Source organism: Kocuria palustris (assembly GCF_007666205.1).
In the GTDB taxonomy this organism is placed as follows: Bacteria; Actinomycetota; Actinomycetes; order Actinomycetales; family Micrococcaceae; genus Kocuria; species Kocuria palustris_A.
Genome location: NZ_VDOR01000001.1, coordinates 120,478 through 146,301 on the forward strand (window position 1 = coordinate 120,478; position 25,824 = coordinate 146,301).

24 protein-coding genes are annotated in these 25,824 nt (G+C 72.8%); 9 read left to right on the plus strand and 15 right to left on the minus strand.

Going from position 1 to position 25,824, the window contains the following annotated elements:
• Positions 1-212 precede the first annotated feature (212 nt).
• Positions 213-1,136 (minus strand): hypothetical protein, encoded by a 924-nt coding sequence (locus tag FSY66_RS00540; RefSeq protein ID WP_144790238.1) that lies wholly within the window; start codon positions 1,134-1,136, stop codon positions 213-215.
• Positions 1,137-1,358: 222 nt separating this feature from the next.
• Between FSY66_RS00540 and FSY66_RS00545 the strand changes: the two genes are divergently transcribed.
• The 3 genes from FSY66_RS00545 to FSY66_RS00555 all read left to right on the plus strand — a co-directional run bounded on the left by FSY66_RS00545 (position 1,359) and on the right by FSY66_RS00555 (position 3,778).
• The gene (locus FSY66_RS00545) at positions 1,359-2,273 is read left to right on the plus strand and encodes an HpcH/HpaI aldolase/citrate lyase family protein (RefSeq protein ID WP_144790240.1); all 915 of its coding nucleotides are present in this window, start codon (positions 1,359-1,361) and stop codon (positions 2,271-2,273) included.
• 145 nt (positions 2,274-2,418) lie between these two features.
• Positions 2,419-3,240 (plus strand): VOC family protein, encoded by an 822-nt coding sequence (locus FSY66_RS00550; protein ID WP_144790242.1) that lies wholly within the window; start codon positions 2,419-2,421, stop codon positions 3,238-3,240.
• A 190-nt stretch (positions 3,241-3,430) separates the two neighbouring features.
• Positions 3,431-3,778 carry a cupin domain-containing protein gene (locus FSY66_RS00555; RefSeq protein ID WP_144790245.1) on the plus strand — a complete coding sequence of 116 codons (348 nt, stop codon included), beginning with the start codon at positions 3,431-3,433 and terminating at the stop codon, positions 3,776-3,778.
• Positions 3,779-3,796: 18 nt separating this feature from the next.
• On the opposite strand, the gene FSY66_RS00560 is transcribed toward FSY66_RS00555, so the two are convergent.
• The 10 genes from FSY66_RS00560 to FSY66_RS00605 form a co-directional block, all read right to left on the minus strand.
• The gene (locus FSY66_RS00560) at positions 3,797-4,663 is read right to left on the minus strand and encodes a PaaI family thioesterase (RefSeq protein WP_144790247.1); all 867 of its coding nucleotides are present in this window, start codon (positions 4,661-4,663) and stop codon (positions 3,797-3,799) included.
• 77 nt (positions 4,664-4,740) lie between these two features.
• A complete protein-coding gene (locus FSY66_RS00565) occupies positions 4,741-5,937 on the minus strand; it encodes an MFS transporter (protein WP_260853273.1) in 1,197 nt (398 codons plus the stop codon).
• Between the two features lie 22 nt (positions 5,938-5,959).
• Positions 5,960-6,490: a DedA family protein gene (locus FSY66_RS00570; protein ID WP_144790249.1), complete on the minus strand. Its 531-nt coding sequence runs from the start codon at positions 6,488-6,490 to the stop codon at positions 5,960-5,962.
• A 115-nt stretch (positions 6,491-6,605) separates the two neighbouring features.
• Positions 6,606-7,598: a 2-hydroxyacid dehydrogenase gene (locus FSY66_RS00575; RefSeq protein WP_144790251.1), complete on the minus strand. Its 993-nt coding sequence runs from the start codon at positions 7,596-7,598 to the stop codon at positions 6,606-6,608.
• 236 nt (positions 7,599-7,834) lie between these two features.
• On the minus strand, positions 7,835-8,455 hold the full coding sequence (locus FSY66_RS00580) for a superoxide dismutase (protein WP_144790253.1): 621 nt from the start codon (positions 8,453-8,455) through the stop codon (positions 7,835-7,837).
• 114 nt (positions 8,456-8,569) lie between these two features.
• The gene (locus tag FSY66_RS00585; protein WP_186304330.1) at positions 8,570-10,324 is read right to left on the minus strand and encodes an alpha-amylase family glycosyl hydrolase; all 1,755 of its coding nucleotides are present in this window, start codon (positions 10,322-10,324) and stop codon (positions 8,570-8,572) included.
• Positions 10,325-11,330: 1,006 nt separating this feature from the next.
• Positions 11,331-12,293: an ABC transporter substrate-binding protein gene (locus FSY66_RS00590; RefSeq protein WP_144790257.1), complete on the minus strand. Its 963-nt coding sequence runs from the start codon at positions 12,291-12,293 to the stop codon at positions 11,331-11,333.
• The gene (locus tag FSY66_RS00595; RefSeq protein WP_144790259.1) at positions 12,290-12,970 is read right to left on the minus strand and encodes an ABC transporter permease; all 681 of its coding nucleotides are present in this window, start codon (positions 12,968-12,970) and stop codon (positions 12,290-12,292) included. The genes FSY66_RS00590 and FSY66_RS00595 overlap by 4 nt, the downstream gene beginning before the upstream one ends.
• Entirely contained in the window at positions 12,967-13,704 is a 738-nt protein-coding gene (locus FSY66_RS00600) for an ABC transporter permease (protein ID WP_260853274.1), read from the minus strand. The genes FSY66_RS00595 and FSY66_RS00600 overlap by 4 nt, the downstream gene beginning before the upstream one ends.
• Positions 13,701-14,867, minus strand: coding sequence for an ABC transporter ATP-binding protein (locus FSY66_RS00605; protein WP_144790261.1), 1,167 nt, complete (start codon positions 14,865-14,867; stop codon positions 13,701-13,703). Before FSY66_RS00605 ends, FSY66_RS00600 begins: the two co-directional genes overlap by 4 nt.
• Before the next feature lie 223 nt (positions 14,868-15,090).
• On the opposite strand from FSY66_RS00605, the gene FSY66_RS00610 reads away from it, so the two are divergent.
• Positions 15,091-16,044, plus strand: coding sequence for a DUF808 domain-containing protein (locus FSY66_RS00610; protein ID WP_144790263.1), 954 nt, complete (start codon positions 15,091-15,093; stop codon positions 16,042-16,044).
• Positions 16,045-16,291: 247 nt separating this feature from the next.
• Here FSY66_RS00610 and FSY66_RS00615 read toward each other — a convergent pair whose 3' ends face one another.
• Together FSY66_RS00615 and FSY66_RS00620 are read right to left on the minus strand one after the other, a co-directional pair.
• Positions 16,292-18,160, minus strand: a complete 1,869-nt coding sequence (locus tag FSY66_RS00615) for an ABC transporter ATP-binding protein (protein WP_144790265.1) — start codon at positions 18,158-18,160, stop codon at positions 16,292-16,294.
• A 167-nt stretch (positions 18,161-18,327) separates the two neighbouring features.
• On the minus strand, positions 18,328-18,798 hold the full coding sequence (locus tag FSY66_RS00620) for a MarR family winged helix-turn-helix transcriptional regulator (RefSeq protein WP_260853275.1): 471 nt from the start codon (positions 18,796-18,798) through the stop codon (positions 18,328-18,330).
• A gap of 105 nt (positions 18,799-18,903) precedes the next feature.
• On the opposite strand from FSY66_RS00620, the gene FSY66_RS00625 reads away from it, so the two are divergent.
• Together FSY66_RS00625 and FSY66_RS00630 are read left to right on the plus strand one after the other, a co-directional pair.
• Positions 18,904-19,794 carry a dioxygenase family protein gene (locus FSY66_RS00625; protein WP_144790267.1) on the plus strand — a complete coding sequence of 297 codons (891 nt, stop codon included), beginning with the start codon at positions 18,904-18,906 and terminating at the stop codon, positions 19,792-19,794.
• Positions 19,795-19,844: 50 nt separating this feature from the next.
• Positions 19,845-20,675: a hypothetical protein gene (locus FSY66_RS00630; protein WP_144790269.1), complete on the plus strand. Its 831-nt coding sequence runs from the start codon at positions 19,845-19,847 to the stop codon at positions 20,673-20,675.
• A 312-nt stretch (positions 20,676-20,987) separates the two neighbouring features.
• On the opposite strand, the gene FSY66_RS00635 is transcribed toward FSY66_RS00630, so the two are convergent.
• On the minus strand, positions 20,988-21,734 hold the full coding sequence (locus FSY66_RS00635; RefSeq protein ID WP_144790272.1) for an MOSC domain-containing protein: 747 nt from the start codon (positions 21,732-21,734) through the stop codon (positions 20,988-20,990).
• Between the two features lie 208 nt (positions 21,735-21,942).
• Between FSY66_RS00635 and nhaA the strand changes: the two genes are divergently transcribed.
• Positions 21,943-23,340 carry a Na+/H+ antiporter NhaA gene (nhaA, locus tag FSY66_RS00640; RefSeq protein WP_144790275.1) on the plus strand — a complete coding sequence of 466 codons (1,398 nt, stop codon included), beginning with the start codon at positions 21,943-21,945 and terminating at the stop codon, positions 23,338-23,340.
• 149 nt (positions 23,341-23,489) lie between these two features.
• On the opposite strand, the gene FSY66_RS00645 is transcribed toward nhaA, so the two are convergent.
• Entirely contained in the window at positions 23,490-23,960 is a 471-nt protein-coding gene (locus tag FSY66_RS00645; protein WP_144790277.1) for a hypothetical protein, read from the minus strand.
• A gap of 103 nt (positions 23,961-24,063) precedes the next feature.
• On the opposite strand from FSY66_RS00645, the gene FSY66_RS00650 reads away from it, so the two are divergent.
• Positions 24,064-24,924 (plus strand): SIR2 family NAD-dependent protein deacylase, encoded by an 861-nt coding sequence (locus FSY66_RS00650; RefSeq protein WP_144790279.1) that lies wholly within the window; start codon positions 24,064-24,066, stop codon positions 24,922-24,924.
• Between the two features lie 37 nt (positions 24,925-24,961).
• On the plus strand, positions 24,962-25,786 hold the full coding sequence (locus FSY66_RS00655; RefSeq protein WP_144790281.1) for an aldo/keto reductase: 825 nt from the start codon (positions 24,962-24,964) through the stop codon (positions 25,784-25,786).
• Positions 25,787-25,824 lie beyond the last annotated feature (38 nt).

The window sequence follows — 25,824 nt, forward strand, 5'->3', positions numbered from 1 at the left end:
GCCCTCTTCGTTCCGACACCAATGAGTTAACCATTGCAAATGTGCGTGTGCAAACCCAGAGGCCCCGGGGGGCGTCGTGTGACGAATATTTTCGTCAGCAAACCGTCTTCCTGTTGCCCCGGCACGGCTGAGGGCCCCGTCCGCGCATCCGCGGACGGGGCCCTGCACTGCGGGTCCGCGCCCAGCCCCTCAGGCCGGCGCCCGACGCCCCGTCACTCCTCGACCGGCTCGTAGTCCGACTCGTAGTCCTCCTCGCTGATGGGGCTGAAGCTCCACTTGCCGTCGGCGTTGACGGTGATGATGTACTCCCCGTCCTCGACCTCCAGGCCGCCGTCGATCTTGCCGATCTCGTTGAAGGCCAGCTGCGACGTGTTCCCCGTGTCCTCGGGGGATTCGCCCTCGACGATGAAGTTCGACTCGCCGTCGTGCTTGACCGCGAAGTAGCCGTCGTCCTCGAGATTGAGGCGGAACAGGCCGTAGCCCTCGGCCTCGGCGCCCTCCCCGTCGGCGACCGTCGGGATGGAGTCCATGGGGTAGAAGCTGATCTTGTAGGCCTCGCCCTCGTCGGCCTCCATGGTCCACTTCCGGGTCGTGGACTCGAGGCCTCCGCTGTAGCCGTACGGGTCGAGCAGGAAGGTCACCGTCTCGCCGGAATCGGCCCCCTCCAGGGACTGGCCGGGATCCGCGGTGCCGTAGATGTAGGAGAACTCCTCGTCCGACTTGTTCTCGAAGACCACGACGAGCGGCTCGTCGTGCTCGGGGACGTCGACGGTCCCGCCGCCCTCGCCCTCGACGACCTCGATCGGATCGCCCGACAGGGCGGTGGCATCGGCCATCCTGCCGCCGCCCGCCGGGGCCGCCCCGCCGGAGTCCTCCGAGGCATCGTCGGAGGACTCCTCGGAGGCCGACGAGGAGTCGTCGGAGGATGCCGAGGACTCGTCCGAGGACGACTCCTCCGCGGGCTGCTCCTCGGCCTGGGTCTCCTGCGGGGTCTCGGGCGCGGCGGCCTCCTCGTTCTGCCCCGAGCCCCCGGAGTCCTCCTCCACGGTCGGCACGCAGCCGACCAGGCCGAAGGTCGCGGTGACGGCCAGCAGGCCGACGGTCAGGGGGGTGCGGAGACGGCGATCCACGCTCATGCGAAGCTCCTCGGGAAGCGGCGCCCGTCATCGGGCGGAGGGGGCGCGAGGACGTGATCGCCCTCGCGCTCGAGACCAGTCCAGGCAACCATCCGGAGCCGCGCTGCAGATGTCGGCGCGGCAAGATTTCAATACATGACGCGGGATGGATATGCAGGAATGTCTTGAGATCCAGCCGGTCGCGGCGCGTGCCGCTCCGGCGCCCGGGCCTAGTCTGGGCCCATGACGACGCGCACCGCCCTGCTCGCCACCGCCCGCACCGCGCTGTTCACGCCGTCGCTGCGGCCCGATCGGATCCTGAAGGCGACCGGCTCGGACGCCGACGTGGTGATCGCGGATCTCGAGGACGCCGTGCCGGCAGCGGACAAGGACGCAGCCCGGGAGCATCTGATCGCTCTGCTCTCCGGGACCCATGATGCCGGCCGGCTCGGAGCACCCGTCGCCGTGCGGATCAACAGCCCCTCGACCGATGCGGGGCGCGCCGACCTGGAGGCGCTGCGCGCGATCGCCCGGCCGGACGGGGGGCGGGGCTCGGCACGGGCCGCAGCGGCGGCGGTCGGCGCCGGGGCACCGGTGGGCCCGCAGACGCCCGATCTGCTGGATGCGGTCCTGATCCCCAAGCTCGACACGGCCGAGCAGCTCCGCGAGGTCCGCGACGGCCTCGGTCCCGGCATCGGGATCGTGGGCACCGTAGAGTCCGCGGCCGGGCTCCTGGCGCTCGAGGAGGTCACCGCACAGGAGGGCATGGTGCGCCTGGCGGTCGGCGCTCTGGATCTGGCCTTCGACCTGGGCTGCTCGGCGGACTCGCGCACCATGGCCGCCGCGATGGCCCGGGTGGTCACGGCCTCGCGGGCCCGGGGCCTGGCCGGGCCGCTGGATTCGCCCACGCCGCAGTTCCGCGAGCTCGACCCGGTCCGCGAGGACGCGCAGCGGGCCAGGGAGGACGGCTTCACCGGCAAGCTGTGCATCCATCCGGCGCAGATCCCCGTCGTCGCCCGGGCCTTCGCCCCCACGGAGGACGAGATCGCCTGGGCGCATTCGGTGGTCGACGCCGCGGACGGCGCCAGCGCCGTGGACGGGGCCATGGTCGATGCCCCCGTGATCGCCCGGGCCCGTCGCATCCTGGCCGGCGGCTGATCCGCCGCGGCGGCCTCCGGCGCGGCGGTCCGCGCTCCGGCGTCCCCGACGCCCCGCCGGGTCCTGCCCCGGCCCGGCCCGGCCCGGAGCCCTACACTCCGAGCGGAGGCCCGGGATCAGCTCGGGCCCGCCGAGAGGAGATCGCATGCCCGCGCAGCAGCTGAACCCCGTCCAGGGCGGGCCCATCTGGATCGATCTGACCACCCACGACCTCGACGGCGCCCGGTCCTTCTACTCCGAGCTCTTCGGCTGGAGCTTCCAGGACGGCGGCCCGGAGTTCGGGCACTACCACATGATCTCCCACGAGGGCCGAGCGATCGGCGGCGCGATGTCCTCGCTCATGACCCCCGACGGGCCCGTCGAGCAGCCCCAGGCCCCGACGGCGTGGACGGTGTACCTGCGCACCGCGGATATCGCCGACAGCGTCTCCCGGGCCGAGGCGGACGGGGCCCGGGTCTCCTTCCCGCCCATGCCGGTGGCCGATCTGGGCATCATGACCGTGCTGAGCGATCCGGCCGGCGCCGCGGTGGGCCTGTGGCAGCCGGGGACCTTCGACGGGATCCAGGCAGCCGCCGCCCCGGGGCTGCCCTGCTGGTTCGAGTGCATGTCGATGGACTTCGAGGCCTCCGAGGCGTTCTACCGCGACGCGCTGGACTGGGACGTCGCGCGCATGGGCGCGGATGATCACGAGCAGTCCGAGGACGCCCCGTCGGGCATGCGCTACTCGACCCACGGCGCGGGCGAGGCCGCCGCGGCGGGGCTGTGCGAGGCGTCGTCGTTCCTCCCTGCCGGCACCCCGTCGTACTGGCGCGTCTACCTCGGCACCGACGACGTCGATGCGGCCCTCGCGACGGCGACCCGACTGGGCGGGACCGTGCTGGACGGCCCCATGGACTCCCCCTACGGCCGCCTGGCCACCGTGGCCGACCCCCAGGGCGCGAGCTTCCAGCTCATCCAGGCGGTCTGAGCCCGGGCCGGGGCCGGTAGACCCCCGGGGCTTCCGGGCACCGCGGTTGATGCGGGTCAAGGCCGCGGGGGCGTCCCCGGGTCACAGTGGACGGTGACCCACGACGGCACCCGCCGTCCGCGCGCGACGTCGCCGCATCCTCCGGCGCGCTGCGTGCCGGTCTGCCGACCGACCCGGAAACGGAGCATCCATGGAGCCGCTGAACCGCATCGTCGACGAGCTGCTCGAGGCGGCGCGCGCCGAGGAGCACGGCCGCGCCGCGCGTCTGCTCGTGCACGACGGCCCGCTGCGCCAGACCCTCGTGGCCCTGAGATCCGGGGCCGTGCTGGCCGATCACAACTCCCCGCCCGCCGCGAGCATGCAGGTCCTGCGCGGGCGCGTGCACGTGACGGCCCAGGAGCACGACGAGCTCTCCGAGGGCGAGATCGCCGCCCTCACCCACCACCGCCACGGGGTGGAGGCGCAGGAGGACTCCGCGTTCCTGCTGACCACCGTCACCGGCGTGCCCGGGATGGACAGTCACGCCGACGGGGACTGAGGCGGCCCGCCTGCCGGCCTAGCTCCGGGCCCAGACGATCTCGCTCGAACCCAGGAGGCGGCCCTGGGGATCCCGCACCCGGGACTGGGTGATCGCGACCCGGCGACCGTCCTTGAGCACCTCGACGCCCACGTCCAGCGTCGGGCCGCCGACGGGCACGGGGCGGTGGTAGGTCGTCTCGATCGCCACGGCGCGCAGGGGCCGGGTCTGCTCCTGCGACTCCGCGCGGGCGGTCAGGACGCGGCTGCCTGCCATCTCGTGCAGGCGCATCTGGATCCCGCCGTGCAGGATCCGAGCGCTGTTCGCCGCCTCGACGCCAGGGACCACAGTGAAGCGGGTCTCGTCGTCGCCGGGAGCCAGGGGGAGGGCCTCGGCCCAGTCCGTCGGGGCGGGGACGTCGCCCCACGCCTCGGTGGGGGCCGAGGCGTCCATCGTGTAGCCGCCCGGGCCGTCGACGGCCATGAACCGGCCGAGCGCCTCGGCGACCGGGCGCCCGTCCTCGCCCACCAGCACGCCGCGAGCGACGATGCCCTCCGGCCGGGCGCTGAGCAGCTGGCCCGCACCGCGCAGCGTCTCACCCGGGAGGGCGGGGGCGAGCTGCTCGAGACGCAGCGACAGCGTGAGCATGGCCTCGCCCGCACCGAGTCCGTCGCGGATCCCCTGGGCGACGGCGATGTCGCAGGCCGCGCCCAGATGGCTCGCGACCGGTGCCTGCGGCATGCGCGACAGGACCGCGAACCGGCCGTCGTCCATGCGCAGCGCGCGAGTGCTCGAGAGAGCATCGCCAGGCTGGCGGGAGGCGAGCACGACGGTGGCGTCGTCAGCGGTGAAATCGTGCCCGATGGCCGCCAGGGCGGGCGAGGGCTGCAGCGGCTGGGAGGACATGGGCGATGCTCCTGAGATCGAGAGGGGACCCCTTCACCCTAGGCCGTCCGCCGCGGCCGCAGGAGGGCCGTCCGCGCTCAGCTGCGGGCCGCGCGCTCGGCGCCCGAGATCGCCAGGACCGCGCAGGAGAGCCAGATCGCGCTCGCCGGCCCGAGCGGGGCGGCCACCGCGCCTGCGATCAGCGGCATCCCCACCTGCCCCAGGCGGTTGGCCATGAGCCGCACGGCCAGCGCCGATCCGCGCCAGCTCGCCGGCACGGCCGTGGTGATCATCGACATCGTCAGGGGCTGCCCGAGGCCCAGGAAGAATCCGCCGATCGCCAGGAGGACGGCGGCGAGCCACACATGCTCCATGACCAGCGGCGGGATGGCGAGGGCGCCGGCCGAGCCCAGCAGGCTCGCCGTGAGCAGGCCGGACCGGGAGAAGCGCACCACCAGCCGGGGCAGGACCACGCGCGAGAGGATCGAGGCCCCGCCGCGGATCGCCAGCAGCACGCCCACGACCACGGGCGCCACACCGGCCTGCTCGCCGACGAGCGGCAGGAAGGCGGTGAGGATGTCGAGCATGGCCAGCAGCCCCAGGGACGCCGCCATCTGCGGCGTCACCCCGGGCGTGCGCATGACGCTGAGGATCGAGGCCTTCGGGGCGCCGTCGTCGTCGCTCCTTCCCGGCCGCATGGCCCCGGAGCTCGAGCGCAGGACGACCGGCACCATGGCCGCGAGCGCGAGCCCCGCGCCGACCCACAGGGCGAGCTCGATCCGGGCCAGGCCGTCGGCGGACCCGGTGACGGCCTGCGAGCCCACGAGGGCCCCGCCCAGCAGCGGCCCGACCATCTGCCCGACGGAGTACGACGCCGTGAACCAGCCGAAGCCGGCGTCGAGCCGGCTGTCGGGGGCGATGCGCGCGATCGACGTCTGCCCGGCGATCGTGAACGCAAGGTGCCCCAGGCCCAGGACGGCGCTGGCCGCCGCGATCCCGAGGACCGAGGGCAGCACGGCCAGGCCGATGCCGCCGATCACCAGCAGGGCCACGCCCGCGCCGAGCATCAGCCGCAGCGACGAGAGGCGGTCCGAGAGCCGCCCCAGCCACAGGGCGGTGAGCAGCGGCAGGACGGCGTAGGCGGCCGTCGTGATGCCGATCGTGAGCGGGCCCGCCCCGAGGGCGATCAGCTTGTAGCTCGTGATCGGCCGCAGCAGGTTCAGCGCGGTCTGGGTGAGCGCCCCGGCCAGGCACAGCAGCCACAGCCACATCAGGGGGCGCGGGGAACGAGTCATCGCAGGCGAGGATACGCCCGCCTCAATCGAGGGGCGCGGCGATCTCCGGGTCCAGGCGCCGGCGGGCGTCGCGGCGGCGCCAGTGCGCGCGCAGGACGATCACGAGCGCGATGAGCACCACGAGGACCGCCGCCGTGATCAGGGGCTCGCGCAGCCACGCCTGGATGACGGCCATGCCGACCGTGCCGTAGATGCACCCCCACATGAAGGTCCCCGCGAGCATGGCGGGGATCCAGCGCACCAGCGGCATGCGCGTCAGCCCGGTCGTGACGATGACGGCGGTCTGGAAGCCGACCGTCAGGAAGCAGGCCGGCACCGCGAGCACGCCCCAGCGGTTCACGAAGGCCTCGGCGCGCAGATAGGCCGGCGAGGAGACCACGCGCTGGACGAGCCGAGAGCGCCGGCCGCCGCTGCCGGCCGCCCGGGCGATCCAGAAGACGATCGACGTCCGCAGGATGCCGACGGCCCAGAAGAACAGGACGGCCCCGACGACCGGCAGCGACTCGATCCAGGCCGCCATCGCTTCGACGACAGAGGAGAGCCGGGCGATCATCCGGCCACCCTACAAGCGCGTCATCGGGCGGCTTGGCGACGGGGTGTCGACCCGACGGCGGCGCCGACCCCACCGGGGGCCGGCGCCGTCGTCCCGGATCGGCAGGCCAGAGGCCTCAGCCCTTCTTCGCCTCCGGGTTCACCGGGTACGGCGGGACGTCGCCGCGCGCGATCGCCAGGGCGTTCTCGGCGCACATCTCGCCCATGCGGGCGCGGGCGGACTTCTCGGCCGAGCCCACGTGCGGAAGCAGGTACGCGTTGGGCAGATCGACGAGTCCCGGGGCGAGCTCGGGCTCGTCCTCGAAGACGTCCAGTCCCGCGGCGGAGATCTCGCCCTCGCGCAGGGCCGCCACGAGGGCCTTCTCGTCGACCACGGGACCGCGAGCCGTGTTGACCAGCACGGCCGTGGACTTCATGGCACGGAGCTCGGCCTCGCCGATGAGGTGCTCGGTGCCCTCCGCCAGCGGGACGTGCAGCGAGATGTGGTCGGAGGTCTCGATCAGCTCCTGGAACGGGACCTGGCGCACCCTCCCGGCCAGATCGCCCAGCTCCTCGTCGGAGACCTCGCGGTCCTCGGGAGCGCGCTGCACGAACACGACCTCCATGCCGAAGCCGAGCGCGCGCCGCGCCATGGCCTTGCCGATCCGGCCCAGCCCCACGATGCCCAGGCGGGTCCCCGAGACGTCCTCGGAGAGCATCTCGTCGGGCTGCAGCGGCTGGAACCGGCCGCCGCTGTCGCGCACGAGCTGCTGCATCTCGTAAGCGCGCCGCGCAGCGCCCAGCAGCAGGAGCATGGCGATGTTGGCCGTGGGGTCGGAGACGACGTCGGGGGTGTTGCCGATGAGCAGCCCGTGCTCGGTGGCCGCGTCGACGTCGAAGTTGTTGAAGCCCACGCCGAAGTTCGCGAAGCCCTTGACCGTGGCCCGCGCCATGAGATCGGCGTCGACCTTCTGGGACAGCTGCTGGATCACGGCGTCGTACTCGCCGCCGGTCACCGCCGCCTCGAAGTCCTCCCGGGAGATCCCCTCGACGACGTCGACCTCACCGGCCTCCCGGAGCATCTCGACCGCGGGACCGGGGACGTTGAAGGTGCACAGGAACGACGGCATGGGGCTTCCTCTCGACGGTCGGACCGGGCTGTGCGCTGGAGGGCCAGCGATCGCGTGCGGCCCGGGTCACACGCGCGCGCGTCTCATCGTCTCCGGGATCGCGCCGGGAGTCCACTGGGCCGGGAGCGGTCCCGCGGTCCGGACACGGCTCCGCCCCCGGCGCCACGCGGCGACGGGGGCGGAGCCGACCGCTCGGCGGCTGCCGGCCGACGGCGGGGAGTCGACGACTCAGCGACTCAGATGAGCGAGGAGGCGCCGGAGCAGGCCTTCTCCAGACGCTGCTGGACGTCCTCCCAGTTGACGATGTTCCACCAGGCCTTGACGTAGTCCGGCTTCACGTTCTGGTAGTCCAGGTAGAAGGCGTGCTCCCACATGTCCAGCTGCAGCAGCGGGAACGTGGCGACGGGGACGCCGTTCTGCTGGTCGTACATCTGCTCGATGACCAGGTTGCCGGCCATCGGCTCGTAGGCCAGGATCGCCCAGCCGGAGCCCTGGATCGTGGTGGCCGCAGCGGTGAACTGCGCCTGGAAGGCGTCGAAGGAGCCGAAGGCGTCGTCGATCGCGGAAGCCAGCTCGCCGGTGGGCTTGTCGCCGCCGTCCGGGGACATGTTCTTCCAGAAGATCGAGTGGTTGACGTGGCCGCCCAGGTTGAACTGGAGGTCCTTGGAGAGCTTCGCCGCACCGGCCGAGTCGCCGTTGGCGCGGGCCTCCTCCATGGACTCGAGAGCCTTGTTGGCCGCCGTCACGTACGTGTTGTGGTGCTTGTCGTGATGCAGCTCCATGATGCGACCGGAGATGTGCGGCTCCAGCGCGGAGAAATCATAGGGCAGGTCGGGCAGAACGAACTTCTCAGCCATGACACTTCCTTCCTCTGTCGATGTGACTCTTCCATCCAATAGACGTGAGTCACGCGGGTCAAGGAGGTTCAGCCGATGGCTGAGCCGCTCGTCGGACCCATGGCGGAGGCTCCCTCAGCGGGGGATGACCCGGATCCAGCGCCACCCGTGGGCCTCCAGGAGGATCCCTTCGCGCAGGTCGATCTCGGAGTCGTCGCGCAGGCGGGTGCCGCGCGGCAGGAACCCGGACAGGGTCTCCCCCGTGACGTACTGGGCCCAGTCGGAGAAGTTCGCCAGGCACAGCACGACCGTCTCGACGGCCCCGCTGTCCGGGTCCGGGCGCATGCGCTGCAGACCCAGCACGGCGGGGTTGCGGGCGTCGAACGGCACGACCTGCTGGCCGTCGAACTCCGGGGCCGACGCGCGCATCTGGGCCAGGCGCCGGATCGAGCCGTAGACCTGGGCGGCCGTGGCGAACAGGTCGTGGCGCTGCGCGAGCAGCTCGGGCCCGATCCGCGGGCGATGCAGCCAGCGCGGGTCCCCCTCGTGGCCGGGCTCCTCCGCCCATTCCACGTCGTTGAGCACCGCGAGCTCGTCGCCGAGCCACAGCTCGGGAACCCCTCCCATGGAGAAGGCGACGGCGTGGGCCAGCAGCAGACGGTCGGCGCCGGGCCCGGTGTCCTCGCGGAGGCCGCTGAGCGAGGCGGAGGTCCCGCACACCCCGGAGACGGTGCGCAGGCACCCGGCGCCGGCGGCGAAGGAGCCGGGGAAGCCCCCGGTGTAGAAGCTCTCCAGGAACTCGCGATGCGCCTGGGGATCCGTGTCGGGCGGGACCTGGCTGTCGTCGAAGCTCCAGCTCAGGGCATCGTGCTGGCGCACCGGCAGGAGGTGCCCGGCTCCCTGCGGAGCCGCGTCCACCGCGCGCTCGAGCATCTCGACGCTGCGGGTGGCCAGCGCGCTCCAGATCAGCGACGTCCGCCCGAGCCCCTGGCCGACCGCAGCCCCGGCGAGGCTCACGTCGCCCGCCTCCTGCGACTCGAGCGTGACCGACGGCGCGGCGATGCGCAGCACCGCGGCCAGCGCCTCGAGGATCAGCAGCCCCCGGCGGTGGGACTCCCCGGCGTCGTCGTCGCCGCACAGCCGCGAGGCGGCGTCGACCCGCAGGACCTGCGCCCCGCAGCCCGCCACGTGCAGCAGCTCGCCGACGACGGCCAGCAGCACGCGCGGCGTGGACCAGTCCAGATCCCACTGCTCCGGCCCGGCCGTCGAGCGCACGAGCCGCGGGTCCGAGGTGCGCGCGGGATCGACCGGGACCCATTCCCCGCCTGCCGCCGAGCGGGCCTGGACCTCGCTCAGCGACAACGGGCGGGACGAGCCGGGACGCGTCCGGCGGCGCATCTGGTAGAGGTCCTCGAAGTACGGGCTGCCCTCGGCCGCCGCCCGGGCCCAGGGGTGGTCCGAGGCCGTCCGGGACGTCACGACGTCGAGCATCAGGGCGATGCCGGACTCCCGCAGCGCCTCGGCGAGAGCCTGCAGCTCCTCGGGGGATCCGAGCCGGGGATCGGTCTGCCGGTGGCTCGAGACGGCGAAGCCGCCGTCGGGATGCACCGGGTGCGCGCGGAACGGCGGCATCAGGCGCAGATGGGTGACGCCCAGCTCCTGCAGGTACGGGATGCGCTCGCGCACTCCGGCGAAGCCCCCCGCCCAGCGGTCGGCATAGGCCGCCGCGGCCAGGGTGCCGCCCGACAGCCACCAGGGCTCGGCACCCTCGGCGGAGGCGTCGGCGGCGCGCAGGGATTCGGGACGGGCGGACCAGGAGTGGGCCAGCACGGAGGCGAGATCGCCGACGACGACCGCCAGCTCCTGCGGCTCGACCCGGTCGCCGTACACCCCGTGGACGAGGTCGACCAGCCCGCCGAGGTGCTCGTCGAGCCGACGGCGGAACTCGTCCGCCCGGGGGAGGGCGCCGATCTGCTCGTCCGCCAGCCGGGCCCACGCGATGCGCAGCAGCTCGGCCCGGGGCTCATCCTGACCCGTCGCGCCCCTCGGCGGCTGCGCGGAGGGGGCATCGAGGCCGACGAGCCGCAGCGATGCGGCTCCGCGCCTGCCTGCCGCGGCGGCGCGGAAGCCGGATCCGCCACGCGGCCCCCCAGCGGGCTCGGGGGCCGGCGGATCGTGCGGCGGCGGCTCGCCGCCGTCGGCGAGGCGGGCGCGGATGGCGAACTGAGTGATGTCGTCTCCCTGGTGTCATCCCGCGCAGCGGATGCGGGAACGGACTCAGGATCGCCATCGACTCCGAGTGGGGCATGCCGTCCGACGAGCGGCTCCTGGGCGCGATCACCAAGGGCGCTTCCAGTCAGGACCCGGCCAGCATAGCGACCGCCTCGCAGGACGCCACTTCGTTGCATGCCGGCCCCGTTTCATTGCACGACGGCCCCGTGGGCCCTTCAGGGGACGTGACGGCAGATGTCGGGAGCTCCGGGCGCCGAGGCGGCGTCGTCCACCGTGACGCACAGGCGGTCCACACGACGATCCACAGAGTTCTCCACAGATGGTGGACAGTCCACGGGATGAGCCACAGGTTGTCCACCGAGTTCTCCACAGGCTCCGCTCGGCAGCCTCCCGGCACGAGCGTCATCGGCACTCGTGAGACCGCTGTTTCCCCTGGTCATCCCCGGGATCATCGTGGTTCGACGATCTCGACGACAGCCCATAGCACACGACGAGGGGCGGTGACGATCTGTGGATCGTGTCCTGCCGCCTGTGGAGACCCGGTGGACAGCGCGGCCTTCCCTGTGGAGAGACCGGGAGGGCCTGGGGATTCCCACAGGGGGGCACTGGCCGACCGCCGCCTCATGACAGGGCGCCGAGTCTCCCCAGGCTGTGGACAGCCGGCTCAATCGATCTGGCGATACCAGTTCTCCTTGAGCCAGTGGTCGGCGGCCTGCTGCGCGGAGACGGCCTCGTCGCCCGAGACCTGCTGATTGAGCTCGATGAGGTCCTCGGTGGTCAGCTTCTCCGAGACGTCGTCCATGACCTCGGCGGCGCCGTCCGGCAGCCGCTGCTGCGCCACGAGCGGGATGACCTGCTGGGCCGCGAAGTTGCTCTCGGGATCTTCGAGGACCACGAGGTTCTCCTCCACGATGGCCGGCGTGGTGGTGAACACGTCGGCGGCATCGGCGTCGCCGCTGGTCAGCGCCCCGATGGTGAGCGGTCCGCCGGCGTCGTTGATCGGGTCGAAGGATCCGGGCTCGCATCCGTAGTGCTCCGCCAGCCCGTCGAGCCCGTAGGTGCGCTCCTGGAACTCCGGCGGGCCTGCGAAGGTCATCTCCCCGCACAGGGGCCCGATGTCCGCGAGGCTGCTCAGCCCGTGCTCTTCGGCCGTCTCCTGGGTGACGACGATCGAGTCCTTGTTCTGCGCCGGAGCCGGCTCGAGCACCGACAGGCCCTCCGGGAGCGCCGAGGGGAGGGCGTCGAGGATCTCCTGCTCCTCGGTCGCCGTGGCCTCCGGATCCATGAAGGTCAGCAGGTTGCCCGTGTAGTCCGGGACGACGTCGATCGAGCCGTCCTCGAGCGCCCCGATGTAGGCCTCGCGAGCGCCGATGCCCAGCTGGGTGTCGGCCTCGATCCCCCGGGAGATCAGGGCCCCCGCATAGATCTCCGCGATGATCTGCGACTCCGGGAAGTCCGCCGAGCCCACGGTGACCGATCCGTCCGGGGTGCTCGCTCCGCCGCCCGTGGCCAGCGGATCCGAGTTCAGGCCGCAGCCGCTGAGCAGCAGCGCGGCCGCCGCGGCTCCGGCCCCCAAGGCGCGGCGCCGGCCCGCGCGGGGTGTCGGATGGGCGTCTGGGCGGCTCATGCGGTGCCTCCGTTCAGGGCGCGGATGCCGGGCGAGGTCAGCCGGCGCTGCAGCAGCGACAGGAGCAGGTCGACCAGGATGGCCAGCACGGCCACGAGCAGCACCGAGCCGAGCATGCGGCCGTAGTCGCGCACGGCCAGTCCGTCGATGAGGTAGCGCCCCAGCCCGCCCAGGTTGATGTAGGCGGCGACGGTCGTGGTCGAGATGACCTGCAGGGCCGCATTCCGGATGCCGCCCATGAGCACGGGGATCGCCAGCGGGATCTCGACGCCCGTGAGCACCTGCCGCGATGTCATTCCCTGGGCATAGGCCGCGTCCTTCACCTGCGGCGGCACCTCTGCCACCCCGGCGCAGGCCGCGGTCAGGATGGGCGGCACTGCCAGGATCACGAGCGCCAGCAGCGGCGGGACGAGCCCGAGCCCCAGCAGCAGCGAGAACAGGGTCAGGAGACCGAGCGTCGGCAGGGCGCGCAGGGCCCCTGCCGCGCCGATCACCAGACCGGCGCCGCGCCCCGTATGCCCCACGGCCGCCCCGAGCGGCACGGCGATGAGCAGGGCGATCAGCAGGGTCAGCCCGGAGTAGAGCAGGTGCTCCAGGATGCGCATGGGGATCCCGGCGTCGCCGCTCCACTGCAGGGGATCGGACAGCCATGCCCAGGTCTGCTCGAGGAGGTTCACGCGGCACCTCCTGCCAGCGCGTTCGGATCGGCGACGGCCGCATCGGGTCGTCGGCCCGGCGCCGGCTCACGGGATGCGGAGGGCTGTGCGGCTCGGCCCCCTCCCGGGCGCTGCCAGCGCGTGAGCACCCGCCCGAGCAGCCGCAGGAGCTGATCCAGCACGAGCGCCAGCACCACCGTGAGCACGACGCCCACCGCGATCTCCTCCACGATGCCGCGGCGCAGGCCGTCGGTGAACAGCGTGCCCAGGGACTGGATGCCGATGACCGCGCCGACCGAGACCATCGAGATGTTGGCCACCAGCGCGGTGCGCACCCCCGCCAGCATGACGGGCACGGCCAGGGGCAGCTCGACCGAGAAGAAGCGCTGCCGCCGGGTGTAGCCCATGGCCGTGGCCGCCTGCAGCACGTGCCGGTCGACCGAGTCGAAGGCGTCGGCGCACGAGCGGACCAGCAGGGCGATGACGTACAGCGTCAGTGCGACGATCACGTTCCACACCGAGGTGATCAGCGTGCCCAGGATCAGCGGGAGGAGCACGAACAGCGTCAGCGACGGGATGGTGTAGAGCAGCGCCGCGCCGTTGACGAACAGGGGCCGCAGCCACCGGGAGCCCACAGCGGCGCGGGCCACCGGGATCGAGATCAGCAGGCCGACGACCACCGGCACGACGGACTGCACCAGGTGCGTGAGCAGCAGCTCGCGCACCCACGGCAGGTTCTCCGGCAGCCAGGTCATCGGCGCGACTCCCGATCGTGACGCGCCGCCTCGATCTCCGCGAGCACGTCCTCGGGGCGCAGGACGCCGCGCACGCGGCCGTCGTCGTCGACCGCGACGGCCAGGCCCGACGGCGAGGACAGCGCCGCGTCCAGGGCCGAGCGCAGCGGGGCGCCCTGCCGGTGCAGGGAGCCGCCGACGCGCTGGGCGTCCTCGCGGTCGCCGAGCTCGGGCTCCGGCTCGCGGCTCCACGGGGCGGCCGGGGCGCGCTCCGGGGAGGGAGCCAGCCAGCCGACGGGGCGGCCGTCGTCGTCGACCTCGAGCGTCCACGCCGCGGCCGGGGCCTCGCCGCCGACGGACGACGTGCGGCCCTGCGGATCCCGGACGCGCACGCCGGTCAGGGCCACGTCGGCCTGATCGAACTCCAGAGCCCGGAAGCCGCGGTCCCGGCCCACGAAGTCGGCCACGAACCCGTCGGCCGGCGCGCGCAGGACCTGCTCGGGGGTGTCGTACTGGGCCAGGCGCCCGCCCTTGGCCATGACGGCCACCCGGTCGCCGAGCAGGACGGCCTCGTCCATGTCGTGGGTGACGAACACGATGGTCTTGTCGAGCCGCCGCTTGAGCGAGATCAGCTCGCGCTGCAGATCGGCGCGCACGAGCGGGTCCACGGCCGAGAAGGGCTCGTCCATGAGCAGGATGGGCGGGTCCGCGGCCAGCGCGCGGGCCACGCCGACGCGCTGCTGCTGCCCGCCCGAGAGCTGCGACGGATAGCGCGATCCCAGAGCGGGGTCGAGCCCGATGGTCTCCATGAGCTCGTCGGCCCGCTCCCGGCCCGAGGAGCGCGACCGCCCCTGCAGCCGCGGCACGGTCATGATGTTCTCGCGCACCGTGCGGTGCGGCATGAGGCCCGAGGCCTGCATGACGTAGCCCATCGACCGCCGCAGCTCGTGGGCGGGGACGCCGGAGACGTCGCGGCCGTCGACCTCCACGGCCCCCGAGGTCGGCTCGACCATGCGGTTGATCATCCGCAGCGACGTGGTCTTGCCGCAGCCGGAGGGGCCCACGAAGACCGTCAGCGAGCCGCGCGGCACCTCCAGATCGAGGTCGTCGACCGCGGTGGTTCCGTCGGGATAGGTCTTGCGGACGCCGCGGAAGGCGATCGCGATCTGGCCGGGTGCGCTCACAGGGATGTCCTGACGTCGGGGAGCTCCCACTGTAATCCGAGTCACCAGCAACTTCTAAGCGCCCTGGCAGTTTCCCGCGACCGGCGTGGCGGCGGAGGTCGCAGCCGACGCATCGGGGCGGCTGCGCTTACTCTGCTCGCATGACCCGGACCCCCGCGATGATCTCGCGCTCCCGCCCCTCTGCGATCGCCCCCCGCGCGAGCCTCCGGATCGGAGCCGCGCGATGAGCGGCGGGCTGATCGCACTGCTCGACGACGTCGCGGCGATCGCCCGGGTGACCGCCGCCTCCGTCGACGACATCGGCGCCGCGGCCGGCCGCGCCTCCGTGAAGGCCGCCGGCGTGGTGGTCGACGACACCGCCGTGACCCCGCAGTACGTCAAGGACGTCGAGGCCTCCCGCGAGCTGCCGATCATCTGGCGGATCACCAAGGGCTCGCTGCGCAACAAGCTGCTGATCATCCTGCCGATCGCGCTGCTGCTCAGCCAGTTCGCGCCCTGGGCGCTCACGCCGATCCTCATGCTCGGCGGGTCCTACCTGTGCTTCGAGGGTGCCGAGAAGATCTGGAGCGCGCTGGCCGGGCACACGCACGAGGAGCCCGCGGTCGACCAGCAGGACGACGCCGACGGCAAGTCGGCCGAGGACAGGATGGTCGCCGGGGCCGTGCGCACCGACCTCATCCTCTCGGCCGAGATCATGGTCATCTCGCTCAACGAGGTCGCCTCCGAGGGCTTCCTGGCGCGCGCGATCATCCTGGCGATCGTGGCGGTGCTGATCACCGGCGTCGTCTACGGCGTCGTCGCCCTGCTGATCCGCATGGACGACGCCGGGCTCAAGCTCGCGGCCACCCGCTCCGGTGCCCTGCAGACGATCGGGCGCTCCATGGTCAAGGCCATGCCGCGGATCCTGCAGGTCATCTCGGTGGTCGGCACCGTGGCCATGCTCTGGGTGGGCGGCCACATCATCCTGGTGGGGCTCGACGAGTTCGGCTGGCACACCCTCTACGGCTTCGTGCACCACGCGGGCGAGGCCGCGGCCCACGCCGTGCCGGTGCTCCAGGCAGCGGTCTCCTGGATCGTGAACACCTTCTTCTCGGCGGTGCTCGGGCTGATCTGGGGCGCGATCCTCGTCGCCGTGGTGACGCTCGCGCAGAAGGCCCGCGGCCGCACGGCCCACTGACGCCCGCCTGCCGCCGTCGACGCTCCCTCCCCTGCCCCCCCCTCGCGCGAGCGGCCGATTCCTCACCGTTCCCTGCGCGAGTGGCCGCTTCCTCACCCTTCCCCCCGCGAGTGGCCGACTTTCCACCGTTTCGACGCTGAAACGGTGAGAAAGCGGCCGGTCGCGGCAAGAGGGGTGAGGAAGCGGCCGCTCGCGGGCAGAGAGATCCGGATGGGGCGGCAAGAGGGGTGAGGAAACGGCCGCTCGGTCACTCCTGGTCGGCGAACTGCGTCTCGTAGAGCTCCGCATAGCGCCCGCCGGCGGCCAGGAGCTGCTCGTGCGGGCCCTGCTCGACCACGCGCCCGGCCTCGATCACCAGGATGCGATCCGCCTTGCGGATGGTCGACAGGCGGTGCGCGATCACCAGCGCGGTGCGATCGGCCATGGCCTCGTCGAGCGCGGCCTGGACGTGGGCCTCGCTCGTGGAGTCCAGCGCGGAGGTGGCCTCGTCGAGGATCACGACCCGCGGTGCCGCCAGCAGCAGGCGCGCGATGGTCAGCCGCTGCCGCTCGCCGCCCGAGAGCCGGTAGCCGCGCTCGCCGATCATCGTGTCGAGCCCGTCGCCGAGCTCGCGGACCACGTGGTCCATGCGGGCGCGCGCCAGCGCCGACCACATCTGCTCGTCATCGGCGTCGGGTGCGGCGAGCGCGAGGTTCTGCCGGATCGTCTCGTGGAAGAGATGGCCGTCCTGGGTGACCATCCCGACGGCTCCCTGGAGGTCCGAGAACGCCGCATCGCGCACGTCGACGCCGCCGATCCGCACGGCGCCCGACGTGGCGTCGTAGAGCCGCGGCACCAGGGAGGCGATCGTGGACTTGCCGGCGCCCGAGGACCCGACGAGTGCGACCGTCTGCCCGTGCTCGACCGTGAAGCCGACGCCGTGCAGCACCTCCTCGCCGGCCCGGGAGTCGAGGGTCGTGACGTCCTCGAGCGAGGCCAGCGACGTCTCCTGCGCCGTGGGGTAGGTGAAGCGCACGTCGTCGAACTCGACCGCCACGGGGCCGTCGGGCAGCGGGGTCGTGGTCTCGCGCTCGCGGATCAGCGGCGGGAGGTCGAGGATCTCGAAGACCCGCTCGAAGCTCACGAGCGCGCTCATGATGTCCAGCCGGGCGTTGGCCAGCATGGTCAGCGGCGTGTAGAGCCGGGTCAGGAGCATGGCCAGGGTGACGACCTGCCCGGCGTCGAGGTTGCCCAGGATGGCCTGCACGCCGCCCACGCCGTAGACGAGCGCCAGCGCCAGGGCAGAGACCAGCGTCAGGGCGGTGACGAAGGTGGCCTGGAGCATGGCCACCCGGATGCCGATCGTGCGCACGCGGCCGGCGCGGCGGGCGAACTCGTCGGACTCGGACTGCGGACGGCCGAAGAGCTTGATGAGGGTCGCGCCGCCGGCCGAGAAGCGCTCGGTCATCTGCGTCGACATCGAGGCGTTGTGCTGGGCGGCCTCGCGCTGCAGCGCGGCCAGGCGCCCGCCCATGAGCCGGGCCGGGATCAGGAAGATGGGCAGCAGCAGGACCGACAGCAGGGTGACCTGCCACGAGATCGAGACCATCACCCCGACCGTGAGGATCAGCGAGACCAGGTTCGAGACCACGCCGGAGAGGGTGTTCGAGAACGCCCGCTGAGCCCCGAGGACGTCGTTGTTCAGCCGCGAGATCAGCGCGCCGGTGCGCGTGCGGGTGAAGAAGGCCACCGGCAGCGTCTGGACGTGGTCGTAGACCGCGGTGCGCAGGTCGAGGATCAGGCCCTCGCCGATGCTCGACGACAGCCAGCGGTTGAGGATGCCGAACGCGGCATCCAGCAGCGCGACCAGCGCGATCAGCAGGGCCAGCCGCACCACGACGTCCACCGCGCCGCTGCCGGTGATCGCATTGACCACCCGCCCGGCCAGCACCGGCGTGATCACGCCCAGCACGGCCACGACCACCGACGTCAGCACGAACGCGAGCAGCATCCTGGAGTGCGGTCGCGCGAAGCGCAGCACGCGGCCGACGGTCTCCCGGGAGATGCGCGAGCCCTTGGCCTGGTCGGAGCGCCGGGCGCTGTACATCAGGGTCCGGGCGGAGTCGTGCATGCTCATTGCGCCAAGAGTAGGCCCGTCCCGGCGGCGACCGGCGCGCCGGGGCCCGACTCCTCACAGGGCGAACAGGGGCGGGTGGACGCCCGGCCGGATGAGCGGGAGCGGTCGTCGCCCCCCCCGGGCACGTCGGGGCCGACCCGCGCGGCCCTGGGCGCCCCGGGCCCGTCTCACACGCGCCGGGGCTCGGCCGCCTCCGTCAGCGCGTGGCCGATCTCTGCGATCTGGTCGACCTGACCGGAGCTCAGGCGGTCGAAGATGATCTCCCGCACGTGCGCCACATGCCGCGGCGCGCCCTGCCGGATCTTCTGCCAGCCCTCCTCCGTGAGGGTGGCCACCACCACGCGGCGATCCTGCTCGTTGGCGCTGCGCCGCACGAAGCCGTGGCGCTCCAGCCGGGCGACGATGCGGGAGAGGCGGGACTGGCCGGTGTAGGTCGCGGCCGCCAGGTCCGACATGCGGTGGCTGCGGTCGGGGGCCTCCGAGAGCATCGCCAGGACCAGGTACTCCGCGAGGCTGAGCCCCTCGTCCTCGATGAGCTGCCGCTCCACGATGCCGGGCATCTTGAACATCAGGGCGACCAGGGACAGCCAGGCCTCGCGCTCATCGTCGGTGAGCCACTCCGTCTCGTGCATAGTCATCACCCTACTGTGCATCTCACATACTTGACGCATCACGCAAAACTGGTAAGAATACTTTCCGACGCAACAGCCAGACGGCTTGCCGCTTCTCGAACGGAGTCCCCCATGTCTGCTCAGCCCACCTCCGCCGGAACCGCCCCGGGAATGGTCGCCCTGGACCGCCACGACCTCACCGCGGTGCCCCGCAGCGCCGCGCAGCGCCGCTGGCAGGAGGGCGACGCACCGCTGCCCGCCTTCTACATCGGCCACGGCTTCCCCGGCCTGCTCGACGACCAGCTGTGGATGTCGGAGCTCTTCGAGTGGGCCGTGTCCCTGCCCAAGCCCAAGGGCATCGTCATCGTCTCGGCCCACTGGGAGCAGGCGCCCACCATGATCACCGCCCCGGCGGCCGGAACCCCTCTGGTCTACGACTTCGGGGGTTTCGAGGACCGCTTCTACCGCCTGCAGTACGCGACCCCGGACGCCACCGAGCTGGGCCTGCGCATCGCCCGCACCATGCCGGACGACGAGCCGCTCTACCAGCACCGCTTGCGCGGACTCGACCACGGCGCCTGGGTCCCCCTGCGCGCCATGTACCCGCTGGCCGACGTCCCGGCCCTGCAGGTGTCCATGCCCACGCACGAGCCGGATCGGCTGATGGATCTGGGCCGGCGCCTGCGGGAGCTGCGCGCCGAGGGCTACCTGGTCGTCGGCTCCGGCTTCATGACCCACGGCCGCCCGGCCGTCCAGCTGCTGCGCGCCGATGACGGCAGCGCCGAGAGCTGGTCCACGGACTTCGACCTGTGGGCCGCGGAGATGCTCGACGCCGGCCGCGTGGACGCGCTGGCCGACTTCCGCACGCAAGCCCCGGGCATGCCGCACGCCCACCCCACGGTCGAGCACTTCACGCCCCTGTTCATCACCCTGGGCGCGGCATCCTCCCCCGACGAGGAGGTCCGCACCCGGATCGAGGGCTTCAAGATCGGGCTGTCCAAGCGCTCGATCGAGATGAGCTGACGCCCCTCGCGAGGCCCGCCCTCCCCCTCTCCTCTGCCAGGATGGACGGCATGGATGATCAGGGAACCTGGCCCGTGCCGCTGTCCGCGCAGGATGGGACCGACGCGCGCGCCTTCGACCGCCAGATGATGGACGAGATCCGCTCGGACCCGCAGGCGCTGCAGGAGATCGGCGGCGTGAAGGGCAATGTGCTGATCGTGCTCGTGCCGTTCCTGGCGGCCGTCGCCGCGGTGATCCTGCTGCTGCAGTGGATGCGCGACGGCTCCTGGATCTGGTTCGCGCTGCTCGCGGTCGTGCTGATCGTCGCGGCGATCATCTGGATCGGACGCCTGCGCGCCGTCATGGGCCAGGCCCGTGAGGTCCTGGGCCGTGCGGCCACCGGCTCGGTCGGCTACGGCATCGGCATCATCCGCGATCTGCACCTCGAGTCGGAGGCCGAGAACGGCATGTCTTCCGACGACCCCGTCGACCCGGCCGAGGAGACGGGTCCCGCGGAGGGGGCCGGGCGGGCGGAGCACCTCGACGACAACCGCACGCGGGCCGGCGTCGACGAGCCCGTGACGGCGGCGGATGCCTCGCAGCCGTCGGGGGCGACGGCGGCGGGAGCGCCGGAGGAGGCGGAGCCGTCCCCGGAGGACGGCGACGACCTCTCGTCGATCGAGGCCCGGCTGACCCTGGCGGTGACGCCGGCGCGGGGCAAGCCGTTCACGGCCGAGCTCACGCAGCGCTACGCCACGATCGACGCCCTGCGCCTGGAGCGGGGACAGCACGGCCCCGTGCGCTATCTGCTGCGCGACCCCGAGGCCACCGCGGCCGTCGACAGCAGCCTCAGCCCCGAGGCCGTCGAGCGCCTGTATCGCGCCGCCGCGCTCAACGGCTGAGGCCCCGCCCGGCAACAGCGAGGCCTCCCGCACCGTCCGGCGTCTGGCGACCGGCCGAACCTTCACCGCGCCGCGAGCGACCGGCCGAACTCTCACCGCACGACGATCCATTGGCCGCTTCTTCACCGATTCCACGACGAAACGGTGAAGAAGCGGCCACTCGCCTCGGGAGGGGTGAGGATTCGGCCACTCGCGTCGGGAGGGGTGAGGATTCGGCCACTCGCGGGGCGCGTCGGGCGGGGGCGCGTCGGCCGGGAGCGGGGCGGGCGGCATCAGGGGCGAGGCGCGCCCCGGCACCTCGGACGGGTCACCTCAGCTCGGCAGCTGCGGATCCGCGCCGTCGGCGAGGGCCTGGAGCCGATCGAGCAGCTTGGGGCTGAGGTCCTCCCCGGCCTCGAGCACCCGGGGCACGAGTTCCCGTTCGAGCGTCCGCGCCCGGAACGCCTCGGCGACCGTCACTCCGTGCCCGGGCCGGGAGGCCACCCGCACCTCGTCGCCGCGCCGGATCTCGCCGGCGCTCTCGACGGCCAGGTACGCCCCGGAGCGCGCCCGCTGCGTGAAGCGGCGGATCCAGCCCTGCTCCTGCATCACCCCGGCGAAGGTGCCGCACGGGATGCGCGGCTCGGTCACGCGCAGCCGGGCCGTTCCGATCTCCCAGACCTCGCCGATCACGGCGTCGTCCACGGCCACGCCCTCGAGCGTGAGGTTCTCGCCGAACATGCCGTCGTCGATCGCCCGGTCCAGCTCGCGCTCCCACCGGTCCAGCTCGGCCCGGTCGAACGCGTAGAGGGCCTGGAACCGGCCTCCGTGGTGCGCCCGATCGCCCACGAAGTCGCCCGCCGCCCCGGAGGCGACCGCGGCGGACGGATCCCTGGGCCCGGGATCGGCGATCGCCACGGGGCCGTCGACGGGCTCCTTGAAGATCCCCGTCGACACGCGGCGCGGCGCCGGGTTCTCGCGCTCGGCGCCGATGTTGAGGCTGCGCACGATCCCTCGGCCCTGGAACGGAGGGTCCGCGGGGGCGCCGCCGTCGTGCGGCTGCGGGAGATGCACGGTCATGTCGGCAGACTAGACCCTGCTGCCTGGGGTCGCCCCGCGCCCTTTGCTACGGTGGCCGCTGGTGAGCCGGGAAGTCTGGTCGGCCCGCGAGAGCGGAATGCACACAGCAGTGCCCGCACGCAGGCCGTCCCCACCCTCCGAAGCGACTCCTTCCCGGTCGTCGTCCGGCGAGGACGCGCTGCTGCGGGACGAACCCCACAGGAGCTCGATGACACCGCCCGCAACGACCGCCGACGCCCCCCAGGGCGACGCCCCCGACAAGCCGACCTACGGCGCCGCCGACACTCCCTCCGAGAGCGGCCTCGGCCGACTGCTGCGCTCGGAGCCGGTCGCCGGCGTCCTGCTGCTGATCGCGACCGTCCTGGCGCTGATCGCCGCGAACGCGCCCGTGCTGCGCGATCTCTACGAGTCGGTCAGCGACTTCCACTTCGGCCCCGTGCTGGGCGATCCGGACAGCCCGCTGCTGAGCCTGGACCTGAGCGTGAGCCACTGGGCCGCGGACGGCCTGCTGGCCGTGTTCTTCTTCCTGGTGGGCCTGGAGCTCAAGCAGGAGTTCGTGGACGGCGAGCTGCGCAATCCCGGCAAGGCGGCCGTGCCGATCGCCGCGGCCGCGGGCGGCGTGATCCTGCCGGCTCTGATCTTCGCGGCCATCGTCTCCGCGGGAGGCGGCGAGGCGCTCGGCGGCTGGGCCGTGCCCACCGCGACCGACATCGCCTTCGCGACCGCCGTCCTGGCCATCGTCGGCTCGCACCTGCCGCTGGCCATGCGCACGTTCCTGCTGACGCTGGCCGTCGTCGACGACCTGATCGCCATCACGATCATCGCGGTGTTCTACACGTCGGATCTGAGCCTGGGGCACCTGGGCGCTGCGATCGTGCCGATCGCGGTCTTCGCCGTGCTGGCCAGGAAGGGCCAGCGGACGTTCTCCGAGAAGGCGTGGACGTCCTGGCTCGTGCTGTTCCCGCTCGGCGCGATCACGTGGGCACTGTTCTACAACTCGGGCGTCCACGCGACGATCGCCGGGGTGGTGCTGGCCTTCATGGTCCCGGTGCACCCGTCCCGGAAGCAGGGCGACGGCACCGGGGCGGCAGGCCTGGCCTCCCACCTGGAGCACCGCGTCCGCCCGTTCTCGGCGGCACTGTGCGTGCCGATCTTCGCGTTCTTCTCCGCCGGCGTGTTCGTGGGCGGATGGAGCGGACTGACCGAGGCCTGGACCTCGGCCACCGCCCTGGGCGTGATCGCGGGCCTGGTGATCGGCAAGGCGCTGGGCATCACCGGCACCACGTTCCTGGTCACGCGGATCAGGCGGTTCAACCTGGATCCGGACATCCAGTGGATCGACGTGCTCGGGCTCGCGCTGCTCGGCGGCATCGGCTTCACGGTCTCGCTGCTGATCAGCGAGCTCTCGTTCGGCTCCGGCTCGGAGCTGGACGCCACCGCGAAGGTCGGCATCCTGACCGGCTCGGTGCTCGCCGCGATCCTGGGCGGCACGCTGCTGTCCGTGCGCAACCGGCACTACCGCAGGCTCGGCGAGGCCGGGCCCCAGGCAGAGGCCCGGAACGAGTCCGGGGACCGCGGCTCGGACATGATCCCCAGCCGGGACTGACTGCCTGCCCCGCACCGCATCGCACCGGATCACGACGACGGGAGGGCCGGGACTCGATGTCCCGGCCCTCCCGTCGTGCGGCGGCGCGGCGGACCCGGCTCAGCCGGAGCGGGGCCGCGGCTCAGCCGCCCGGCGCCCGCCCGCCCGGGTCACTCCCGGGCGCCGGCCGCCGAGGAGCCCGACGGGCGCGCGGAGCCGGGCACCGCGGTGGAGCCGGCGCGGGAGTACGCCGACTTGTCGCCCTTGCCGGGCTTGCCGTCGCGCGGGGCGGGGACGGCGGCGCGCGTGCTCTCGACCGGCTGCCCGTCGGCATCGCGGACGGCGTCGGCCTCGATCTCCGCATCGGGGGCGGCGGCGTCGCGCAGCGCCATGCGCTCGCGCGCGGAGCGATCGGCGTCGCCGGGGCGGGCCGACACGCGGCGGGTGCCGTCGCCGGGGCGGTCGGCGGGCCGGTCGTCGATCTCGGTGACCGCCACGGCCGTGATGTTCAGTGCGATGCCGGCCAGGCCGAGCACCCAGGCGAGGACGAACCAGCCGAAGCTCGCGAACAGCAGGGCCAGGAGGACCAGGCCCAGCGAGGTCAGGACGGCGGGAGTGAGGCGTCGGAAGTCGAACTTCATGGGTCCATTCCATCACAGGCAGATCAGGGGGACCTGCCTGCGCGGATGTGGTGAGCGACTCTCCCAGCAGAGGCCCAGCCGATGAGCGCCTACCGTGGAGGACATGAGCGAGAACCAGAAGGCCCAGGAGCCGGAGGAGTCCCTGACGCAGCGCGCCGGCCGGCTCAACGACCAGCTCCGGGCGATCGGCCCGGACGTGCTCGACCTGTGCCGCTCGGCCTCCAAGGTCGCCGTGCTCTCCGGCGCGGGGATCTCCGCGGAGTCCGGCGTGCCCACGTTCCGCGCCCCGGAGACCGGCCTGTGGGCCCGGTACTCCCCGCAGGAGCTGGCCACCCCCGAGGCGTGGGAGGCCGATCCCGAGCTCGTGTGGGCCTGGTATATGCAGCGAGCGCGATATGTCCGCCAGTGCGCCCCGAATCCCGGGCACCGTGCGCTGGCCTCCTGGAGCGAGTACGCCGAGGTCTCGATCGCCACGCAGAACATCGACGACCTGCACGAGCGGGGCGGGTCCTCGTCGGTCTCGCACCTGCACGGCTCCCTCTACTCGTTCCGATGCTCGCAGTGCGGGCGCCCGGCCGATCAGTGGCAGGTCGCCGACCTGCGCCTCGGGGAGCCGCCCCTGGAGGAGCCGCAGCCCGAGGCCCCGCCCGAGTGCCTGGAGTGCGACGGGCCCATCCGCCCGGACGTCACGTGGTTCGGCGAGGCCCTGCCCGAGGGCGCCTTCGACGAGGCCGAGTCCGCGATGGCCGCGGCAGAGCTGGTGCTCGTGGTCGGGACGTCGGGACTCGTGCAGCCGGCCGCCTCCCTGCCGCTGACGGCCCTGGGGCTCGGCGTCCCGGTCGTGGAGATCAATCCGGAGCCGACCGGCTTCTCCTCCTACGCCGATCACAGCGTCCAGCTCCCGTCGGGGACGGCGCTGCCGCTCATGCTCTCCGCCGCCCGCCGCAGCCCGGGCCGAGCCTGAGCTCGAGCCCCGTCCCGCATCCCCGCAGAGGAGATCCATGACAGCACCCCGACTGACCATGCTCGACGAGCGCACGATCCCGCAGCTGGGCGTGGGCACCCGGACCATGGACCCCGGTGATGTCCAGAGAGCCGTCGAGGCCGCCCTGGAGACCGGGTACCGCCACATCGACGCCGCTGCGCTGCACGGCGGCGAGCAGGCCGTGGCCCGGGCGGTCGCGGCCTCCGGTCTGCCCCGGGAGGACCTCTTCCTCGCGGCCGAGCTCCCGGAGGGGGCCCGCGGGCGCGATGACGTGATGGCCGCCTGCGATGCCGCGCTCGAGCGGCTCGGCACGGACCACGTCGACCTGTGCCTCCTGCGCCGACCGGGTCCGCAGGCCGACGACCGGCCGGCGGCCTGGAGGGCGATGGGCGAGATCCGGGACTCGGGGCTGGCCCGGTCCGTCGGCGTCGCCGACGTCCCCGCCGGGATGCTCCAGGAGGCCGTGGACACGGGCGTCATGCCGATGGTCCATCAGATCGAGCTGCATCCCTGGTTCCCGCAGATCGAGATGCGGGCGGCGGCCGCCGCCCACGGGATCCTCACCGAGGCCCGGTCCCCCCTGAGCCGGGGCGAGCAGCTGCTCGAGGACCCCGTCATCGTCGGGATCGCCGAGGAGATCGGGGCCACCCCCGCTCAGACCGTCCTGGCCTGGCACCTGGCGATCGGCGACGTCGTCGTCCCCACATCCGTCACACCCGAGCACATCCGGGAGAACTGGGGCGCGCTGGACATCGTCCTGGGCGAGGAGGAGCTCGAGCAGATCACCGCGCTGGGCAGGGAGGACGGGCGAGTGGGCCGGACCGCCGCGCAGCTCGGCTGAGCCCGCGCTCCCGTCGTCGCGCGGCATCTCCTGCGCGG

Coding starts and splice junctions, on each gene's coding strand:
- FSY66_RS00540 (WP_144790238.1), bottom strand. CDS start 1,136: ATGAGCGTGGATCGCCGTCTCCGCACCCCCCTGACCGTCGGCCTGCTG.
- FSY66_RS00545 (WP_144790240.1), top strand. CDS start 1,359: ATGACGACGCGCACCGCCCTGCTCGCCACCGCCCGCACCGCGCTGTTC.
- FSY66_RS00550 (WP_144790242.1), top strand. CDS start 2,419: ATGCCCGCGCAGCAGCTGAACCCCGTCCAGGGCGGGCCCATCTGGATC.
- FSY66_RS00555 (WP_144790245.1), top strand. CDS start 3,431: ATGGAGCCGCTGAACCGCATCGTCGACGAGCTGCTCGAGGCGGCGCGC.
- FSY66_RS00560 (WP_144790247.1), bottom strand. CDS start 4,663: ATGTCCTCCCAGCCGCTGCAGCCCTCGCCCGCCCTGGCGGCCATCGGG.
- FSY66_RS00565 (WP_260853273.1), bottom strand. CDS start 5,937: ATGACTCGTTCCCCGCGCCCCCTGATGTGGCTGTGGCTGCTGTGCCTG.
- FSY66_RS00570 (WP_144790249.1), bottom strand. CDS start 6,490: ATGATCGCCCGGCTCTCCTCTGTCGTCGAAGCGATGGCGGCCTGGATC.
- FSY66_RS00575 (WP_144790251.1), bottom strand. CDS start 7,598: ATGCCGTCGTTCCTGTGCACCTTCAACGTCCCCGGTCCCGCGGTCGAG.
- FSY66_RS00580 (WP_144790253.1), bottom strand. CDS start 8,455: ATGGCTGAGAAGTTCGTTCTGCCCGACCTGCCCTATGATTTCTCCGCG.
- FSY66_RS00590 (WP_144790257.1), bottom strand. CDS start 12,293: ATGAGCCGCCCAGACGCCCATCCGACACCCCGCGCGGGCCGGCGCCGC.
- FSY66_RS00600 (WP_260853274.1), bottom strand. CDS start 13,704: ATGACCTGGCTGCCGGAGAACCTGCCGTGGGTGCGCGAGCTGCTGCTC.
- FSY66_RS00610 (WP_144790263.1), top strand. CDS start 15,091: ATGAGCGGCGGGCTGATCGCACTGCTCGACGACGTCGCGGCGATCGCC.
- FSY66_RS00615 (WP_144790265.1), bottom strand. CDS start 18,160: ATGAGCATGCACGACTCCGCCCGGACCCTGATGTACAGCGCCCGGCGC.
- FSY66_RS00620 (WP_260853275.1), bottom strand. CDS start 18,798: ATGACTATGCACGAGACGGAGTGGCTCACCGACGATGAGCGCGAGGCC.
- FSY66_RS00625 (WP_144790267.1), top strand. CDS start 18,904: ATGTCTGCTCAGCCCACCTCCGCCGGAACCGCCCCGGGAATGGTCGCC.
- FSY66_RS00630 (WP_144790269.1), top strand. CDS start 19,845: ATGGATGATCAGGGAACCTGGCCCGTGCCGCTGTCCGCGCAGGATGGG.
- FSY66_RS00635 (WP_144790272.1), bottom strand. CDS start 21,734: ATGACCGTGCATCTCCCGCAGCCGCACGACGGCGGCGCCCCCGCGGAC.
- nhaA (WP_144790275.1), top strand. CDS start 21,943: ATGACACCGCCCGCAACGACCGCCGACGCCCCCCAGGGCGACGCCCCC.
- FSY66_RS00645 (WP_144790277.1), bottom strand. CDS start 23,960: ATGAAGTTCGACTTCCGACGCCTCACTCCCGCCGTCCTGACCTCGCTG.
- FSY66_RS00650 (WP_144790279.1), top strand. CDS start 24,064: ATGAGCGAGAACCAGAAGGCCCAGGAGCCGGAGGAGTCCCTGACGCAG.
- FSY66_RS00655 (WP_144790281.1), top strand. CDS start 24,962: ATGACAGCACCCCGACTGACCATGCTCGACGAGCGCACGATCCCGCAG.